The organism is Mobilicoccus pelagius NBRC 104925, from assembly GCF_000247995.1.
In the GTDB taxonomy this organism is placed as follows: Bacteria; Actinomycetota; Actinomycetes; order Actinomycetales; family Dermatophilaceae; genus Mobilicoccus; species Mobilicoccus pelagius.
Genome location: NZ_BAFE01000089.1, coordinates 72,799 through 90,240, shown reverse-complemented (window position 1 = coordinate 90,240; position 17,442 = coordinate 72,799). Strand labels below are relative to the sequence as shown.

The window sequence follows — 17,442 nt, the reverse complement described above, 5'->3', positions numbered from 1 at the left end:
CCGAGGAGGGGGCACGCCATGTCCGAGGAGCAGCGCATCCGCCGCACGGGTGTCGACAGCTCGATCCGCACGGCGGCCGTGTGGCAGGTCGTCGCCGCGTCGGCACGTCGTCAGCAGGAGCAGCTGGGTCGCCCGCTGCGGGTCCTCGACCTCGGCGGTGGCAGCGGCGGGTTCGCCGTGCCGCTCGCGGAGGCCGGTCACGACGTCGTCGTCGTCGACCCCAGTCCCGACGCCCTCGCCTCCCTCGCCCGCCGCGCCCGCGAAGCCGGCGTCTCCGAGCGGGTCCACGGCCGTCAGGGCGACTCGAACACCCTCGCCGACGTCCTCGACGAGCCCGTCGACCTCATCTGCTGCCACGGCGTCCTCGAGTACGTCGACGACCCGGCGGCGACGATCTCCTCACTCCACGACGTCCTCGCCCCCGACGGCGTCGTCAGCCTCCTCGTCGCCCAGCGGCTCGCCGCGGTGCTCTCCCGTGCCCTCGCCGGCCAGTTCGAGGCGGCCCGCACCGCGCTCGTCTCGGCCGACGGCCGCTGGGGGGAGTCCGATCCGCTGCCCCGCCGGTTCGATGTCGAGCAGATCCACGCGCGCCTCGTCGCCAGCGGGCTTCGGCCCGTCTCGACGCAGGGGGTGCGCGTCTTCACCGATCTCGTCCCCTCCGCCTACCTCGACACCGAGGCCGACCGGGCGGGCCTCCTCGCCCTCGAACAGGCCGTCGCGGAACGCACGGCCGCGGCCTTCCTCGGCCGCCTCGGGGCCGGGCTGCACGTCCTCGCCGTGCGTGACGACTGAGGCGTCGGCGCGCCACGACGCCGCCCCCTCCCGCTCGTCCCACCCGTGCGTGGCTGCGTCTCGGTGCGTGGTCATTCCAGTTCCGTCCCGGGAGGTCCGTCGATGAGCCGTCGTCGGTTCACCCGTCCCGCGCAACCAGATCACCTCGACGACACCGGCTGCACCATCCTCCACGTCGACATGGACGCGTTCTACGCCTCCGCGACGCTCCTCTCCCATCCCGACCTCGTGGGGACACCCGTCATCATCGGCGGAGGTCACCGAGGGGTCGTCCTGTCGGCGACGTACGAGGCACGCGAGTTCGGCGTCACCTCGGCGATGCCGATGTCCCGGGCGCGTCGTCTCTGCCCGCAGGCCACCGTCCTGCCGCCCGACCACGCCCTCTACGCCCGCATCTCCGCCGCGGTGATGGCGACGTTCCACGACGTCACACCCCTCGTCGAGCCGCTTTCCCTCGACGAGGCGTTCCTCGACGTCGCCGGCGCCGTCCGTCGGCTCGGGTCACCGGCGACGATCGGCGCGGCCATCCGAGACACGGTCGCCGACGAACAGGGCATCACGTGCTCCGTCGGGGTCGCGCCGACGAAGTTCGTCGCCAAGCTCGCCTCCGGCCTCGCCAAGCCCGACGGCATGGTCGTCGTCCCCGTCGAGGACGTCGTGCCCTTCGTCCAGCAGCTGCCCGTCGGTGCGTTGTGGGGTGTGGGCGACCGCACGGAGGAGCAGCTCCACCGGCTCGGCCTCGTCACGGTTGCCGACCTTGCGCACACCCCCGTCGCGACCCTGCGGCGGGCGCTCGGTGAGCACGGGGCGGCGCTCCACGAACTCGCCTGGGGGCGCGACCCGCGGCCGGTCGCCCCCACCCGTACGGAGAAGAGCGTCGGCGCCGACGAGACCTTCGCCGCCGACATCGACGACCCCGCCGAGATCCACCGGCGCCTCCTCCATCTCTCCCACAAGGTCGGGGGGCGGGCCCGGGACGCGGGCATGACTGGCCGCACCGTGACGATCCGGGTGCGGTTCGCCGACTTCACGACGATCACCCGGTCACGCACCCTGCGCGACCCCACCGACGTGGGCCGCGACATCTACCTCGTCGTCAGGGACCTCTTCGACGCGTTGGGCCTCCAGCGGGCCCGCATCCGTCTCGTCGGGGTGCGGCTCGAGGGCCTCACCGATGCCGACGCGACGCCGGTGCAGGGCATGCTCGACGAGCCCGAGCACGGATGGCGTGACGCCGACCTCGCGATGGACCGGGCGCGTGCCCGGTTCGGTGCGGGGGCGGTGCGTCCTGCCTCGCTCGTCTCCCGCGACGGCCCGGAGGGACGGCCGACCTGAGCGGCGTCCCGCCGACCTACCACGAGGGCCGTCGGGGTCGTACTCTTGTTCTCACGGTGATCTGCCGCCATGTCGATCGCCGGGGAGGAACCACGAGGACGACGCCCGCGTTGTCGATTACGTTCCCATCTCGCTCACATGGGCTGTCCTCACAGAAGGAGGTCGCGGTGCCACTGTCCGAGCACGAGCAGAAGCTGCTCGAGCAAATGGAGCGTGCGCTCTACGCCGAAGACCCGAAGTTCGCCTCCTCGATGAAGGGGCAGCGCCGCGCCGGCCCCCCGAAGAAGCGTGTCGTCGCCGGGTTGTGCGTCGCCGTCCTCGGCCTCGCCTGCGTCGTCGCAGGCGTCGGTCTCGAACTCATCTGGCTCGGCGGTCTCGGTTTCGCCGTCATGGTCGCCGGTGTCGCCTGGGCCTCGGGGGTGGGCAGCGGCGGCGCCGACGGCGCCACCCTCACCGACACGAGCACCGGACGCACCCGTCACACCGGCCGCGCCCGCCGCACCCGTGGTGCCGCCGACGATCGCCAGGGGCGGTTCATGCAGCGCATGGAGAACCGCTGGGACGAGCGTCGCCGCGGCGGCGCCTACTGAGCGCGTCCCCACCACCTACGACGATCCCCCATCGGGCCGGCCCGGTAGGGGATCGTCGTCTACGCCCGAACGACCGGCGTGGTGAGCCCCACCGGGGCGACCCCGGGGTGTCCCGGGGTGTACGGACCGGACGGGCGACGATCGACCGGACCCCCGACGACGGAACCGACGCCCCACCTGATCCACGATCGGGCACGGCCCGAGCAGATGCCCCCGCTCGGCAGGCTCATCGTCGTGGGCGTGTGATCCCCAGGACGCAGACGGCGGCCCGTCACGGCCGTCCTGGTCGCCGAGGTGGATCGTCGGCGTCACCACGTCGGCCTGTCGGCATCCGGCGGCGACGAGGACGCCGAGGAGATGACGGGAGGCCTGCTCGGTCCATTCCGCGGATCCCGGAGCCGGGGATCCCTCGTCGACGGTGCCGTTCCGGTCCCGACGAGGCGAGACCGATCAGACCGTGGGGGAGGGGACCGCGGCGAGGGAACCGCTCACGACGACGGAGGCGCCGATGGCGAAGGCGATGGCGATCATCACGGCGACGGTGAGCTCGATGCCGTAGCTCACCGCGGCGGCCTTGAGGGCCTGCACGGCGCTCGGCCACGCCTGTTCGGCGGATCCGAGGCGGGCGAACTCGGCACCGAACACGCCGAGGACGAAGCCGATGGGGAGGCCGAGCGGCGGCAGGAGGAACAGCCCGACGATGCCGACGCCCGCACCGACGAGGAGGGTGCGCCGCGGGACGCCGAAGGCCTGCATGCGGCGGGCCGGCAGGAGGTACTGGAGCACCCACCCGGCGACGGCCATGGCGAAGGAGAAGAAGAGGACCGTCCACCCGGCGGGGTGCTGGACGGCGAGGGCCCATCCGGCGACGGCGACGAGGACGAGGGCCAGGCCGGGCAGCACGGGCACGATGATGCCGACGAGCCCGGCGAGGACGACGAGCGCAGCGATGACGGTGACGGCGATGAGCACGACCGCACCTTACCGGTGGGGGCGCCGGAGAACGCAGACGCCGGGTGCCTCCCCGTGGAGGGGAGACACCCGGCGTCGTGGTGTCGATGGCTGATCGCTGCGCGGGCCGCGGTGCAGGAAAGAGTGACTCAGGCGTCCTCGCCGTGGAGACGCCCGGTCTCGTCCTGGATCTCGGCGGCGACGTCGGAGAGCTTGGGCAGGTGGGCGCGGCCGTGGTGGGCGCAGAAGAGGAGTTCTCCGCCGCTCTCGAGCCGGACTCGGATGTAGGCCTGCGCGCCGCAACGGTCGCATCGATCGGCCGTGGTGAGGGCAGGGGCCAGGGTTGCTGTCACGTCGAGCCTTCCGTTCTCATGTCATGCGCCGGTGGCGCGTGGTGCTCACCTGTCTCAACAGTGAAGCACGCGGTTCTGTTCCCGAGCCCGCGGGCCCGGTGTGGCGCTCCTCCCTCATCGGCGGGGATGGGCTCTCGCGTAGGCGCCGGGGTCGAACGTGAGAGGTCGCACGTGGTGGGGACGACGCGGCGACGGACGACGCCTCCTGACACGGGCGAGGTCGGGCGCGCGGGGCGGGCGAGGGGGTGGCCGCGGCCGGGTCCGGGGGGGCAGGCACTGCTCCCGGAGGGGTGGCGCGACGGGGCGAACAGCGAGCCGTGTACGGGCTGTCGGTGGCGGTCGATACCCTTCCAACGCCGCACGCGCCCACACGGGCCGTTGACATGCAAGGGAGTCGCATTGAGCACAGGCGAGTCGTACACCGCACGCCATCTCCAGGTCCTCGAGGGCCTCGAGGCGGTCCGCAAGCGTCCGGGCATGTACATCGGGTCCACCGACGGGCGCGGACTCATGCACTGCCTGTGGGAGATCATCGACAACTCCGTCGACGAGGCGCTCGCGGGGGAGTGCACCCGCATCGACGTCGTGCTCCACGCCGACGGCTCGGTCGAGGTCGGGGACGACGGCCGAGGCATCCCCGTCGACGTCGAACCCCGCACGGGGTTGTCGGGTCTCGAGGTCGTGTTCACCAAGCTCCACGCGGGTGGCAAGTTCGGTGGCGGGTCCTACACGGCCTCCGGCGGTCTCCACGGTGTCGGCGCGAGTGTCGTCAACGCGCTGTCCTCGCGGCTCGACGTCGAGGTCGACCGCTCGGGCAAGACGCACCGTCTCTGCTTCCGCCGCGGCGAACCGGGCCGCTTCGAGGACGGCCCGCAGGGGCCGTCGCCGGAGTCGACGTTCACACCGTTCATGCATCGGGGCGAGCTCGAGATCGTCGGCAAGGTCAAGCGGGGCGTCACCGGTACCCGGGTGCGGTACTGGGCCGACCGGCAGATCTTCCTCCGCGCCGCCGAGTTCTCCTACGAGGACCTCGTGTCGCGGGCTAGGCAGACGGCGTTCCTCGTCCCCGGCCTCACGATCGTCGTCCGCGACGAGCGGGGCCTGCCCGGCACGCCCGGCGCCGAGGGGCCGCACGAGGAGGTGTTCCGCTACGAGGGCGGCATCGCCGAGTTCACCGACTTCCTCGCCGCCGACCCGCCCGTCACCGACGTGTGGCGGCTCCAGGGCGAGGGCACCTTCACCGAGACGGTCCCGGTACTCGACGACCGCGGTCACATGACGGCGCAGGACGTCGAGCGCACGTGCGGCGTCGACATCGCGCTCCGGTGGGGCACGGGCTACGACACGAAGCTCGTCTCGTTCGTCAACATCATTGCGACGCCCAAGGGCGGGACGCACTGCACGGGCTTCGAGCAGGCGCTGCTCAAGGTGTTCCGCAAGCAGCTCGAGGACAACGCCCGCCGCCTCAAGGTCGGCAACGACAAGGTCGACAAGGCCGATATCGTCGCGGGCCTCACCGCGGTCGTCACGGTGCGGCTCGCCGAGCCCCAGTTCGAGGGGCAGACGAAGGAGGTCCTTGGCACCTCGGCGGTGCGGCAGGTCGTCGCCCACGTCGTCGAGCGGGAGCTCACCGCACTCCTCACCTCCTCGAAGCGCGACGTCAAGGCGCAGTCGACGCAGCTGCTCGAGAAGGTCGTCTCCGAGATGAAGACGCGCATCTCGGCGCGGCAGCACAAGGAGAATCAGCGCACGAAGAACGCGCTCGAGAACTCCTCGATGCCGAGCAAGCTCTACGACTGCCGCAGCAACGACCCCGACCGCACCGAGCTCTTCATCGTCGAGGGCGACAGCGCCATGGGCACGGCCAAGGCCGCGCGTCGGTCGGAGTTCCAGGCACTCCTGCCGATCCGGGGCAAGATCCTCAACGTGCAGAAGGCGAGCGTCGCCGACATGCTCAAGAACGTCGAGTGCGCCTCGATCATCCAGGTCGTCGGCGCGGGCTCCGGCCGCACCTTCGACCTCGACGCGGCCCGCTACGGCAAGGTCATCATCATGACGGACGCCGACGTCGACGGCGCCCACATCCGCACCCTGCTGCTCACGCTCTTCTTCCGCTACATGCGACCGCTCGTCGCCGCCGGGCGGGTGTACGCCGCGGTGCCGCCGCTGCACCGCATCGAGGTCCTCGGCGCGGGCTCGCGCAAGGGCGAGCTCGTCTACACGTACAACGAGAACGAGATGCGTCGCACCCTCGCCACGCTCAACAAGAAGGGTCGGCGATACAAGGAGCCGATCCAGCGGTACAAGGGTCTCGGCGAGATGGACGCGGCGCAGTTGCGGGAGACGACGATGGACCCCCGACTGCGCACGCTGCGCCGGGTCACCCTCGCCGATGCCGAACGTGCCGAGCGCATCTTCGACCTCCTCATGGGCAGCGACGTCGCGCCGCGCAAGGACTTCCTCGTCGACGCCGCCGACTACCTCGACCGCGACCGCATCGACGCGTGACCCTCACCCCGGTCCCTGCGGGTCGCCGGCCGGGGGACCCGCGCGGGGTCGGCCCGTCCCGGGGATCGCACCGACGGGGTGTGGCCGGCGCCGTGCACGTGACGGACGCCGCGTCACGGCGTCCGAGACGGCCCCGGCGTGCCGACCGGGAGGGGTGTGCCGCCGTGTCGGTGAGTCGACGGTGTCGGGGAGACGGGGGGCGCGGTCTCCCACCCGAGCAGTCGTTATCGTTTCGTGACCGTGCGGGGGTTCCCGCCTCCCCGACGAGCCGCCACTGTGTGCCCCATGGCTGACAGCGACGACGACATCAACACCGCCTACGGTGGCGCCGACCCGGCCGACGAGGGGCGGGACGGCGAACCCGGCCTCGTCCGGCGCATCGGGCCGGGCCTGCTCCTCCTCTTCATCGTCGGCGACATCCTCGGAACGGGCGTCTACGCCCTCACGGGCAAGGTCGCCAAGGAGGTCGGCGGCGCCGTCTGGCTGCCGTTCCTCATCGCGTTCGCCGTCGCGTTCCTCACGGCGATGAGCTACCTCGAGCTCGTGACGAAGTACCCCAAGGCCGGTGGCGCAGCGGTGTATGTGCACCGCGCATTCGGCGTCCACTTCGTCACGTTCCTCGTCGCGTTCACCGTCATGGCCTCGGGCCTCACGAGCAGCAGCAGCGCAGCGAAGGCCTTCGCGGGCAACCTCGCCTCGGTCATGGGGTGGGACTCGGCGACGGGGGCGACGATGCTCCTCCTCGTCGCCCTCGGGTTCATGCTCATCGTCGCGGGCATCAACTTCCGAGGCGTGAGCGAGAGCGTCAAGGTCAACGTCGTCCTCACGTGCGTCGAGCTCTCGGGCCTCGTCATCATCATCGGCATCGGCGCCTACGCCCTCTTCTCGGGCAAGGGCGACGTCGCCCCGCTGACCCAGATCCACTTCCCCGAGGGCGAGACGGCGTTCGGTGCCGTCACGGCGGCGACCGCGCTCGCGTTCTTCGCGATGGTCGGCTTCGAGGACTCGGTCAACATGGCCGAGGAGACGAAGAACCCGGCCAAGGTCTTCCCCAAGATCATGCTCACGGGCCTCACGATCACGGGGATCGTCTACGTCCTCGTCGCCATCACCTCGGTCATGCTCGTGCCCGTCTCGGAGCTCGGCGAGGGCGAGACGCCGCTGCTCAAGGTCATCGCGGCGGGAGCCCCGGCGTTCCCGATCGGCATCTTCGCGGTCATCACGATGTTCGCCGTCGCCAACACGGCCCTCATCAACATGCTCATGGCGTCGCGCCTGCTGTACGGCATGGCGCGCGAGGGTGTCCTGCCGAAGGTCTTCGGCAAGGTCCACGCCGAGCGTCGTACGCCGTGGGTGGCGATCGTCTTCACGACGCTGCTCGCGTTCGGGCTCGTCTGGTTCGCCGACCTCAAGGCCCTCGGTGGCACGACGTCGCTGCTGCTCCTCATCGTCTTCACGATCGTCAACGTCGCGGTGCTCGTCCTCCGCAAGGACCACGTCGAGCACGACCACTTCCGGGTCCCCACGGTGGTCGCCGTTCTCGGTGCCCTCTCGGCCGGGTTCCTCGCGAGCCCCTTGAGCGGTCGGGACTCCCACGACTACGTCGTCGCGGGCGTCCTCCTCGTCGTCGGCATCGTCCTGTGGGTGGTCACGCGCCTGTTCGGCATGGGGCAGGACGACGACGGTCCGGAGCGCGTCGACAAGCTCGGTGGTCACGTCGAGGTCCTCGACCTTCGTCACCAGCGCGAGGGACGCACCCACATGTGATCAGTCGCCCTGCGGCGTGACCTGCCAGCTCTCGGCGGGGACGGGCCCGGTCGTGCAGGAGTTCCTGCGTGGCCGGGCCTCGTCGTGGGTCTTGACGACGGAGACGACGTGGCGTCGGCCGTCACGGTGGACGACCTCGACGAGGACGCCGCCGTCGTCGGTCGCGCCGATGCGGCGGGTCGTGAGGGCGGCGACGTCGGGCTCCCCGAGCCGGTGGCGCACCCACCCGTCGGCGGCCTGGAGCGGCGGTGGGAGGTGGGCGAGTCCGCGGTGGTGCCGGGGTGCGAGGAGTTCGGTGCCCACCTCGCCGCGGGCGGCGGCGTCGAGGGCCTCGACGGCGAGGTCGGTGGTGAGTCGGGCGAGGGTGGCGCCGGTGGGGAGCACGACACCGGTGGGCGAGAAGCGGTGGCCGCCGGTGTGGGTGCATTCCCACACCTGTTCCGGTCTGAGGCTCCCGGCCTCGAGGGCGAGGGGACGGCCGAGGACGGCACAGCACGCGTCGCGGCGGGCGTTCGTGCAGACGAGCAGAGTCGCCTCGGACGTGAGAGCCAGCGCGGGTACCGCGGTCAGTGCGGGGGTGGGGTCGGCACCGGCGAGCGTGTCGAACGGCAGGTCGAGCACGCGGGCGGGATCCCCGATGTCTCCGGTGAGGAGCCACGGCGTTCCCGTGGGGGCGCCGCCGGCGACGTAGAGGCGCCGGTGGGAGGGACACTCCTCGCGCCGGAGCTGGTGGTCGCCGGTGCTGCGGATGAGGAGGGCGCGACCGCCGGCGGCGGCGCACCGGGACTCGAGCTCGCGACCGACCTGCGGGTCGAGGCGGGACTGGGTGAGGGCCTTGTTGCCCCACGGACCGGGTTGTTCGAGCGCGACCCAGAACGTCGCGGGCGCGGCAGACCCCCAGGCGGGTTCGTCTGCGTCGGCCCACATCCGTGCGCAGGAGTCGGGCGCGGGTTCGGGGCGGCGGACGGGAGCACTCACCCCGGCAGCCTAACGGCGAGGGGTGGGCGGTGCTCGAGGTGACGGACGAGGGCGAGCGCCGTGGTGCGGTCGACGACGAGGTCGGTGACGGCCCGTGACCGGAGGACCCCGACGAGGGCGGGCACCTTCGCGGCGCCGACGACGACGCAGATGCGGCGGGGCAGGCTGCGGAGCAGGCCGGGGGTGGGGCCGCTCGACCTGTCGTTGAGGGCGATGTCGGCGTACGTCCCGTCCTCCCGCACGAAGACGGTGCAGACGTCCCCGACGACGTTCTCGGCCTCGAGCTCGGCGAGGTCGGCGGGGGAGAGGTAGTGGGCGGTGTAGACGTGCGAGGGGAGTTCGGCCGAGAGGCTGCCCACGCCGAAGAGCGCGACGGAGAGCTTCCGGTGCATGTCGAGGACACGCCGCACGGAGGCCTCGTGCCAGAGCAGGCGCTTGGCCTCGGGGGCGTCGAAGAACGCCGGGGTGGGGAAGTGCTGGGCGTGGGCGTCGTAGGCGGCGGCCGCCCGGGTGAGGAGGTCGCCCGCGTAGGCGATGCCGCTCGTCCAGCTGCTCGCCGCGCCGTTGAGCTGGACGACGGTGGCGTCGCGCAGCGGCTTGGCGGGGAGGCGGTCGACGACGGCGGTCGTCGTCGTGCCCCACGCGATGCCGAGGGAGTCCCCGTCTCCCATGAGCGAACTCACGAGGTGGCCGGCCGTGCGGGCGACGGCGTCGAGGCGCGCGAGGGGCGAGGCGCCCTCCCGCACGTCGACGACGTGTGCCGAGACCCCGAGGTGGGCCAGGTGCCGGTCGAGACCGGCGGAGTCGTGCGACGGCGTGTCGATCGTGATGCGGACGATGCCCCGTTCCCGCGCGTCGGCGAGCATCCGCGAGACGGTGGATCGGGAGACGCCGACGCGTTTGGCGATCGCCTCCATCGTCTCCCCGACGACATAGTAGGAGTGCGCCACGGTCGCCAGCTCGCGTTCGTCCATGTCGACCAAGCTTAGGTGCACGTTCGTGCAGGGGTGGTGCACGAACGGACGCGGCGGGTCATCCTGGGAGGGAGGTCGGCGCCGCCCCCGAGGGTGGCGCCCCACCGTGAACCAGACGCCGCGGTCATGGCCGCGGCCCGTCGACGCTGACGCCCAGGAGGACGACATGCAGCTCAACCGGTTGAACCGAACGCAGCGGGAGCAGGCTCTCGAGAGCATGAGCACGGAGCCCGTCGACGTTCTCGTCGTCGGTGGCGGTGTCACCGGCGCAGGCATCGCCCTCGATGCCGCGAGCCGCGGCCTGCGGGTCGCCATCGTCGAGGCCCAGGACTGGGCGGGCGGCACCTCCCAGTGGTCGAGCAAGCTCGTCCACGGTGGTCTGCGCTACCTCTACCAGTTCAACTTCGCGCTCGTGGCCGAGGCCCTCAAGGAGCGCGGTCTGCTCCTCACGCGCACCGCGCCGCACCTGGTCAAGGCCCAGCCGTTCCTGTGGCCCCTCAAGACCCCGGTCGTCGAGCGCTCCTACAGCGCTGTCGGCGTCGGCATGTACGACATGCTCGCCCAGTTCGGCGGCGGCGGTCACAGCGCGGTGCCGAGCCAGCGCCACTACACCAAGGACGGCGCGCGCGAGCTGTTCCCCGACATCCGCGAGGACGCCCTCATCGGCGCCATCCGCTTCTACGACGCCCGCGTCGACGACGCCCGCCTCGTCATCGACCTCGTGCGCACGGCCGCCGAGTACGGCGCCCTCGCCGCGAGCCGCGCCCAGGTCGTCGACTACCTCAAGGACTACAAGGGCGGCGACGAGCGCGTCGTCGGCGCAGTCGTGCGCGACCTCGAGACGGGCCGCGACATCGAGGTGCACGCCGGGTACGTCATCAACGCGACCGGTGTGTGGACCGAGCGCACCCAGGACCTCGCCACGAGGAACGGCGGCCTGCAGGTGCTCGCCAGCAAGGGCATCCACATCGTCATCCCGAAGGACCGCATCGACGGCCAGGCGGGCATCTTCCTTCGCACCGAGAAGTCGGTCCTCTTCATCATCCCGTGGGATCGCTACTGGGTCATCGGCACGACCGACACCGAGTGGACCGAGGACCTCGTCCACCCCGTGACGACGTCCGAGGACATCGACTACATCCTCGAGCACGCCAACTCCGTGCTGGCGAGCAAGCTCACCCGCGACGACATCATCGGCACCTACGCCGGTCTGCGCCCGCTGCTGCAGCCCAAGAGCAAGGGCGGCGGCGAGTCGGCCAAGGTCTCCCGCGAGCACACCGTCGCCGAGGTCATGCCCGGCCTCTGCGCCATCGCGGGCGGCAAGCTCACGACCTACCGCGTCATGGCCGAGGACGCCGTCGACTTCGCCCTCGAGCGCACCGGCGGCAAGGACAACGTCAAGGCCCACCCGTGCGTCACCGAGCAGACCCCGCTCGTCGGTGCCGCGGCCTACGCCGCCTGGCAGGCCCAGCGCGACCGCATCGCCGACGACCAGGGCTGGACCCCGGAGCGGGTGCAGCACCTCCTGGACCGCTACGGCGACGAGCTGCCCGACATCCTCGAGATGGTCGAGCAGGACGCCGAACTCGGCACCCCGCTCGAGAAGGCCCCCGCCTACATCCGCGCCGAGGTCGTCTTCGGTGTCACCCACGAGGGCGCCCTCCACCTCGAGGACATCCTCCGCAAGCGTGTCCGTCTCGACTACGAGCAGCGCGACCGCGGTGCCGCCGCCTCCGAGGAGATCGCCCGCATCATGGCCCCGCTGCTCGACTGGGACGAGGCCACCATGCAGCGCGAGATCGAGCTCTACCGCGAACGCACCCAGGCCGAACTCGCCGCCGAGGCCACCCACTCCGACGCCGACGCGAGCGCCGCCCGCCTCCAGGCGCCCGACGTCGTGCCGCTCGTCTGATCCAGCCGGGGCCGCGGCACCACGCCGCGGCCCCACTCGCGGCTCTGTACCGTGACGATCCACGATCAGCGCCCACCCACCCCCCGCTCCGCACAACGACGCTCCACACAACGACGTGTAAGGAAGAGCCATGGTCCACACACTCGCCGCGGCCGCGGCACCCGCGGTGTCACTCGCGGACGTCTTCGCCTCCGAGACCCTCGGAACGGCGATCCTCATCCTCCTCGGCGCGGGCGTCGTCGCCGGCGTGTCGCTGCCCAAGTCCAAGGCCGAGAACGGCGGCTGGATCGTCATCACGTTCGGGTGGGGCCTCGCGGTCTTCGCCGGCGTGTACGCCGCCTACCGTTCCGGCGCGCACCTCAACCCGGCCGTCACCGTCGGGATGCTCGCGAGCGGCGCCGGCGAATACGCCAAGGGCGTGCCGGTGACGGTCGCCTCGACGCTCGTCTACCTCGCCGCCCAGATGGTCGGCGCGTTCATCGGCGCCGTCGCGGCCTACCTCGTGTACAAGAAGCACTTCGACGAGGACGCCCCCGCCGAGGCCAAGCTCGGCGTGTTCGCCACCGGCCCCGCGATCCGCTCCTACGGCTGGAACGTCGTCACCGAGACCCTCGCCACGTTCGTGCTCGTCTACGTCGTCCTGCGGTTCGGCAACACCCCCGCGCAGGTGGGTCCGCTCGCCGTCGCGCTGCTCGTCGTCGGCATCGGCCTCTCCCTCGGTGGCCCCACCGGGTACGCCATCAACCCCGCCCGTGACCTCGGCCCCCGCATCGCCCACGCCGTGCTGCCCATCCGCGGCAAGGGCTCCAGCGACTGGGCCTACGCCTGGGTGCCGGTCGTCGGCCCGCTGCTCGGCGGCCTCCTCGCCGGCCTCCTCGCACAGGTCTTCTGACCGACACGCGAACTCCCACAACACACGATCGGCATCTCGACACCCGCTCGACCGGCCGTGGGGCGCTCGCCACGAGCGCCCCACGGCCTCCATCACAACGACGTGAAAGGCCAGACATGACCACTCAGGACACCACCACCCCGAAGAAGTACGTCCTCGCCATCGACCAGGGCACCACGAGCTCGCGGGCGATCCTCTTCGACCACGGCGGGCAGATCGTCAGCGTCGGTCAGCTCGAGCACGAACAGATCTTCCCCCGCGCCGGATGGGTCGAGCACGACCCCAAGGAGATCTGGACCAACGTTCGTGAGGCCGTCGGCCAGTGCCTTTCGCGCGCGGAGGTCAACCGCCACGAGATCGCCGCGGTCGGCATCACGAACCAGCGCGAGACGGCGGTCGTGTGGGACAAGAACACCGGCGAGCCGGTCTACAACGCGGTCGTCTGGCAGGACGTCCGCACCCAGAAGATCTGCGACGAGCTCGCGGGTGACGAGGGTGCCGACAAGTACAAGGACATCTGTGGTCTGCCGCTCGCGACGTACTTCTCCGGTCCGAAGGTCAAGTGGATCCTCGACAACGTCGAGGGTGCGCGCGAGAAGGCCGAGAAGGGCGACCTGCTCTTCGGCAACACCGACACGTGGGTCATCTGGAACCTCACGGGCGGCACACAGGGTGGTGTCCATGTCACCGACGTGACCAACGCGTCCCGCACGATGCTCATGGACTACCGCAAGCTCGCGTGGGACGAGAGCGTCTGCGCCGACATGACGATCCCGATGTCGATGCTGCCCGAGATCCGGTCCTCCTCCGAGGTGTACGGCCTCGGCCGTCCGCAGGGCCTCCTCGTGGGCACCCCCGTCGCCGGCGACCTCGGCGACCAGCAGGCGGCGACGTTCGGTCAGGCGTGCTTCACCAAGGGCATGGCGAAGAACACGTACGGCACCGGCAACTTCATGCTCATCAACACCGGTGAGGAGCCGGTCGTCAGCGAGAACGGCCTGCTCACGACGCTCTGCTACAAGATCGGCGAGAACAAGCCGGTGTACGCCCTGGAGGGCTCCATCGCCGTCACGGGCTCCCTCATCCAGTGGCTGCGAGACAACCTCGGCATCATCACCGCCGCCCCGGAGGTCGAGAAGCTCGCCGCGTCGGTCGAGGACAATGGTGGCGCGTACTTCGTGCCCGCGTTCTCCGGCCTGTTCGCCCCGCACTGGCGCAGCGACGCCCGCGGTGCGCTCGTCGGCCTCACCCGGTACGTCAACAAGGGCCACATCGCCCGCGCCGCTCTCGAGGCCACGGCGTTCCAGACCCGCGAGGTCATGGACGCGATGGTCGAGGACGCGAAGACCCAGGACGTCGAGCTCACCGAGCTCAAGGTCGACGGTGGCATGACCGCCAACGAGACGCTCATGCAGTTCCAGGCCGACATGCTCGGCGTGCCGGTCGTCAAGCCGAAGGTCGCCGAGACGACCGCGCTCGGTGCGGCCTACGCCGCCGGCATCGCCGTCGGGTTCTGGGACGGCGAGCAGGACGTCATCGACAACTGGGTCGAGGACAAGCGCTGGGAGCCGCAGATGGAGGACGCCGAGCGTGAGCGTCTCCTCCGTCAGTGGAAGAAGGCCGTGACGAAGACGTTCGACTGGGTCGACGACGACATCGACTGATCTCGGGTACTCCGCGACCCGTGTCGCCCTACGCCCGGCTGCCGCCCGCAGCCGGGCGCAGGCGTGTCCGGGCCCCTGTCGTCCCGTCCGCTCGTCCCAATCCGTAAGATGACGTCTCATGCAGCAAACACAGCAGCCGGAATCCCTGGCGTGGATCGAGAAGCTCGTCGCGATCGACACGACGAGCCGCGACTCCAACCTCCCCCTCGTCGACCTGGTGGCGGCCGAACTGCGGGAGCGTGGCCTCGAGCTCCACGTGTTCCCCGATGCGACCGGGCAGAAGGCGAACCTCGTCGCGACCGTCCCGGCGGCCGACGGGTCGCGCAACGGCGGCGTCGTCCTCTCCGCCCACACCGACGTCGTGCCGGTCGACGGCCAGGAGTGGTCGAGCGACCCGTTCACCACGGAGATCCGCGACGGGCGGCTCTACGGCCGCGGCACGTGCGACATGAAGGGCTTCCTCGGCGTCGCCCTGCACACCCTCCCGCGGATGCTCGAGGCAGAACTCACCGAGCCGATCCACCTCGCGCTCACCTACGACGAGGAGGTCGGCTGCGTCGGCGGCGGCGAGATCGTCAAGCAGTTCGCCGAGATCGGCCTCGACCCGCGCGCGTGCATCGTGGGCGAGCCGTCGATGATGCACGTCATCGGCGGGCACAAGTCGATGAACGTCGTCCGGTTCACGTTCTGCGGCGTGGCCGCCCACTCCTCGCGGACGCCCTACGGCGTCAACGCGATCGAGTACGCCTCCCGGTTCGTGTGCGCGGTGCGCGAACGCGCCGAGGGCTGGCGCGACGAAGGGCCGCGTGACGAGGCGTACGGCGTCCCGTACACGACGGCGAGCGTCAACCTCGTCTCCGGCGGCATCGCGGGCAACACCGTGCCCGACCGGTGCTCGGTGCAGCTCGAGTTCCGGTCGATCGGTGCGGACGACCCCGAGGAGATCCTCGGCTGGATGCGTGAGGTCGCCGGTGACCTCGAGCGGGAGATGAAGGCCGAGAACGACGCGGCGCGCGTCGAGGTCGAGATCCTCGCCCAGGCGCCCGGATTCGACGCGCCCCACGACTCCGCGACGGCACGCCTCGCCGTCGAGCTCGGCGCGATCGCGAGCGAGGAGAAGGTGAACTACGGCACCGAGGCCGGCCAGTACGCGGGCGCCGGCATCGACACGGTCGTCTGCGGCCCAGGCGACATCGCCCAGGCGCACACCGCCGACGAGTACGTCGAGCTCTCCCAGCTCGTCGCCTGCGAGGAGTTCATGAACGCGCTCGTCGACCGCCTGTCCCGCACCGGCGACTCCTCGGCACACGCGCAGTGAGCACGACCTCCGCCCCCGTCACGCCCGGCGTCTTCGACAAGGAACGCGCTCGCCGCGCCGTCGTCGCCGCCTCGCTGGGCAACGCGCTCGAATGGTTCGACATCATCGTCTACGCCTTCATGGCGCCGGTGATCCAGCGGCTGTTCTTCCCCAGGCTCGACGACACGATCGGGCTCGTCATCACCTACGGCCTGTTCGGCGTCTCCTACCTCATCCGGCCCCTCGGCGCGATCGTCATCGGCCATTACGGCGACCGGCACGGCCGCAAGGCCGCGCTCACGCTGACGATCGGGCTCATGACCGCCGGCGTGGCACTCATGGCGTTCGCGCCGACGTATGCCACGTGGGGTGTGGCCGCTCCGCTGCTCATCGTCGTCTCCCGCCTCGTCCAGGGCTTCTCCGCCGGTGGCGAGTTCGGGTCGGCGACGGCGTTCATGACGGAGAACTCCGAACAGCGCAAGGCGTTCTACGCCTCGTGGCAGGTGGCCACGCAGGGCGCGGCGATGTTCCTCGCGGCCACGGCCGGGTTCCTCCTCAACACCCGCGTCGCGCCCGAGACGCTCGACGCGTGGGCGTGGCGTCTGCCGTTCCTCTTCGGTCTCCTCATCGGCCCGATCGGCCTGTGGATCCGCATGAGCATGGACGACACCCCCGAGTTCGCCGACGCGGCCAAGGTCGACTCGCCGATCGGTGCGACGTTCCGTCACCACATGCCGCGGGTGCTCACCGCCGCGGGATGCGTGGGTGTCGCGACGATGAGCGTCTACCTCATCACGTACATGCCGACGTTCGCGCAGAAGAACCTCGGCCTGCCGCCGTGGAGCGGGTACGCGGGCGCGATCGTCGCGGGCCTCATCGCGCTCGTCGGGTCCCCGTTGGCGGGCGCGCTCGCCGACCGCATCGGTCAGACGCGGATCATGCTCGCGGCGGCCGTCATCGGCCTCGTCGTCGCCTGGCCGATGTTCGCGGCGCTCACGACGACGCCGGCCGTCTGGACGCTCATCGCGATCGAGATGGTGCTCGGCGCGCTCATGGCCGCGTACTTCGCGCCGCTGCCCTCCCTGCTCGCCGAGCTGTTCCCCGTCGAGGTGCGCACGACGGGGATGTCGCTCGCCTACAACATCGGCGTCACCCTGCTCGGCGGGTTCGCGCCGTCGATCCTCGCCTGGCTCGTCACGCACAGCCTCCAGGCGCCGAGCTTCTACTACATGGGGGTTGCGATCCTCTCGATCGTCTCCCTGCTCGTCGCCCGCCGCGTGTACGGCGCGCGCTGAGGCACCACCGCGCGGCCGCGCCCGTCGCCCCTCGTGGGCGCGACACCGGCGGGGGACGAACGAGGCCCACGGCATCGCGCCGTGGACCTCGTCGTGTCCGGGGGACTCCCCGGACGGTGGTGTTGACGGGGAGG

Annotated in this window: 14 protein-coding genes; 10 read left to right on the top strand and 4 right to left on the bottom strand. The window is 71.1% G+C overall.

The features are described 5' to 3' along the window. Positions 1-18: 18 nt before the first annotated feature. The 3 genes from MOPEL_RS12925 to MOPEL_RS12915 all read left to right on the top strand — a co-directional run bounded on the left by MOPEL_RS12925 (position 19) and on the right by MOPEL_RS12915 (position 2,717). Positions 19-792 carry a methyltransferase domain-containing protein gene (locus MOPEL_RS12925; protein ID WP_009483314.1) on the top strand — a complete coding sequence of 258 codons (774 nt, stop codon included), beginning with the start codon at positions 19-21 and terminating at the stop codon, positions 790-792. Positions 793-894: 102 nt separating this feature from the next. Continuing rightward, positions 895-2,127, top strand: a complete 1,233-nt coding sequence (gene dinB, locus MOPEL_RS12920; protein ID WP_009483313.1) for a DNA polymerase IV — start codon at positions 895-897, stop codon at positions 2,125-2,127. A 167-nt stretch (positions 2,128-2,294) separates the two neighbouring features. Next, positions 2,295-2,717 carry an SCO2097 family morphological protein gene (locus MOPEL_RS12915; protein ID WP_009483312.1) on the top strand — a complete coding sequence of 141 codons (423 nt, stop codon included), beginning with the start codon at positions 2,295-2,297 and terminating at the stop codon, positions 2,715-2,717. A 450-nt stretch (positions 2,718-3,167) separates the two neighbouring features. Here MOPEL_RS12915 and MOPEL_RS12910 read toward each other — a convergent pair whose 3' ends face one another. Beyond that, the gene (locus MOPEL_RS12910) at positions 3,168-3,689 is read right to left on the bottom strand and encodes a DUF456 domain-containing protein (RefSeq protein WP_009483311.1); all 522 of its coding nucleotides are present in this window, start codon (positions 3,687-3,689) and stop codon (positions 3,168-3,170) included. A 128-nt stretch (positions 3,690-3,817) separates the two neighbouring features. Beyond that, positions 3,818-4,021, bottom strand: a complete 204-nt coding sequence (locus MOPEL_RS12905; protein ID WP_009483310.1) for a DUF7455 domain-containing protein — start codon at positions 4,019-4,021, stop codon at positions 3,818-3,820. 399 nt (positions 4,022-4,420) lie between these two features. Between MOPEL_RS12905 and MOPEL_RS12900 the strand changes: the two genes are divergently transcribed. Continuing rightward, positions 4,421-6,529, top strand: a complete 2,109-nt coding sequence (locus tag MOPEL_RS12900) for a DNA gyrase/topoisomerase IV subunit B (protein ID WP_009483309.1) — start codon at positions 4,421-4,423, stop codon at positions 6,527-6,529. A 285-nt stretch (positions 6,530-6,814) separates the two neighbouring features. Beyond that, complete coding sequence (locus tag MOPEL_RS12895) at positions 6,815-8,296, top strand: APC family permease (RefSeq protein WP_040634523.1); 1,482 nt, start codon at positions 6,815-6,817, stop codon at positions 8,294-8,296. Here the strand turns inward: MOPEL_RS12895 and MOPEL_RS12890 are convergent, their stop codons facing one another. Beyond that, positions 8,297-9,274: a ferredoxin family protein gene (locus tag MOPEL_RS12890; protein WP_009483307.1), complete on the bottom strand. Its 978-nt coding sequence runs from the start codon at positions 9,272-9,274 to the stop codon at positions 8,297-8,299. Beyond that, on the bottom strand, positions 9,271-10,248 hold the full coding sequence (locus MOPEL_RS12885) for a sugar-binding transcriptional regulator (protein WP_009483306.1): 978 nt from the start codon (positions 10,246-10,248) through the stop codon (positions 9,271-9,273). Before MOPEL_RS12885 ends, MOPEL_RS12890 begins: the two co-directional genes overlap by 4 nt. A 166-nt stretch (positions 10,249-10,414) precedes the next feature. On the opposite strand from MOPEL_RS12885, the gene MOPEL_RS12880 reads away from it, so the two are divergent. From MOPEL_RS12880 to MOPEL_RS12860, 5 genes are all read left to right on the top strand, one after another. Continuing rightward, on the top strand, positions 10,415-12,160 hold the full coding sequence (locus tag MOPEL_RS12880; protein ID WP_009483305.1) for a glycerol-3-phosphate dehydrogenase/oxidase: 1,746 nt from the start codon (positions 10,415-10,417) through the stop codon (positions 12,158-12,160). 130 nt (positions 12,161-12,290) lie between these two features. Continuing rightward, positions 12,291-13,052, top strand: coding sequence for an MIP/aquaporin family protein (locus MOPEL_RS12875; protein WP_009483304.1), 762 nt, complete (start codon positions 12,291-12,293; stop codon positions 13,050-13,052). 116 nt (positions 13,053-13,168) lie between these two features. Continuing rightward, positions 13,169-14,716, top strand: a complete 1,548-nt coding sequence (gene glpK / locus MOPEL_RS12870) for a glycerol kinase GlpK (RefSeq protein ID WP_009483303.1) — start codon at positions 13,169-13,171, stop codon at positions 14,714-14,716. Between the two features lie 118 nt (positions 14,717-14,834). Next, positions 14,835-16,034 (top strand): acetylornithine deacetylase, encoded by a 1,200-nt coding sequence (argE, locus tag MOPEL_RS12865; RefSeq protein ID WP_009483302.1) that lies wholly within the window; start codon positions 14,835-14,837, stop codon positions 16,032-16,034. Beyond that, on the top strand, positions 16,031-17,308 hold the full coding sequence (locus tag MOPEL_RS12860; protein ID WP_009483301.1) for an MFS transporter: 1,278 nt from the start codon (positions 16,031-16,033) through the stop codon (positions 17,306-17,308). The genes argE and MOPEL_RS12860 overlap by 4 nt, the downstream gene beginning before the upstream one ends. Positions 17,309-17,442: the final 134 nt, after the last annotated feature.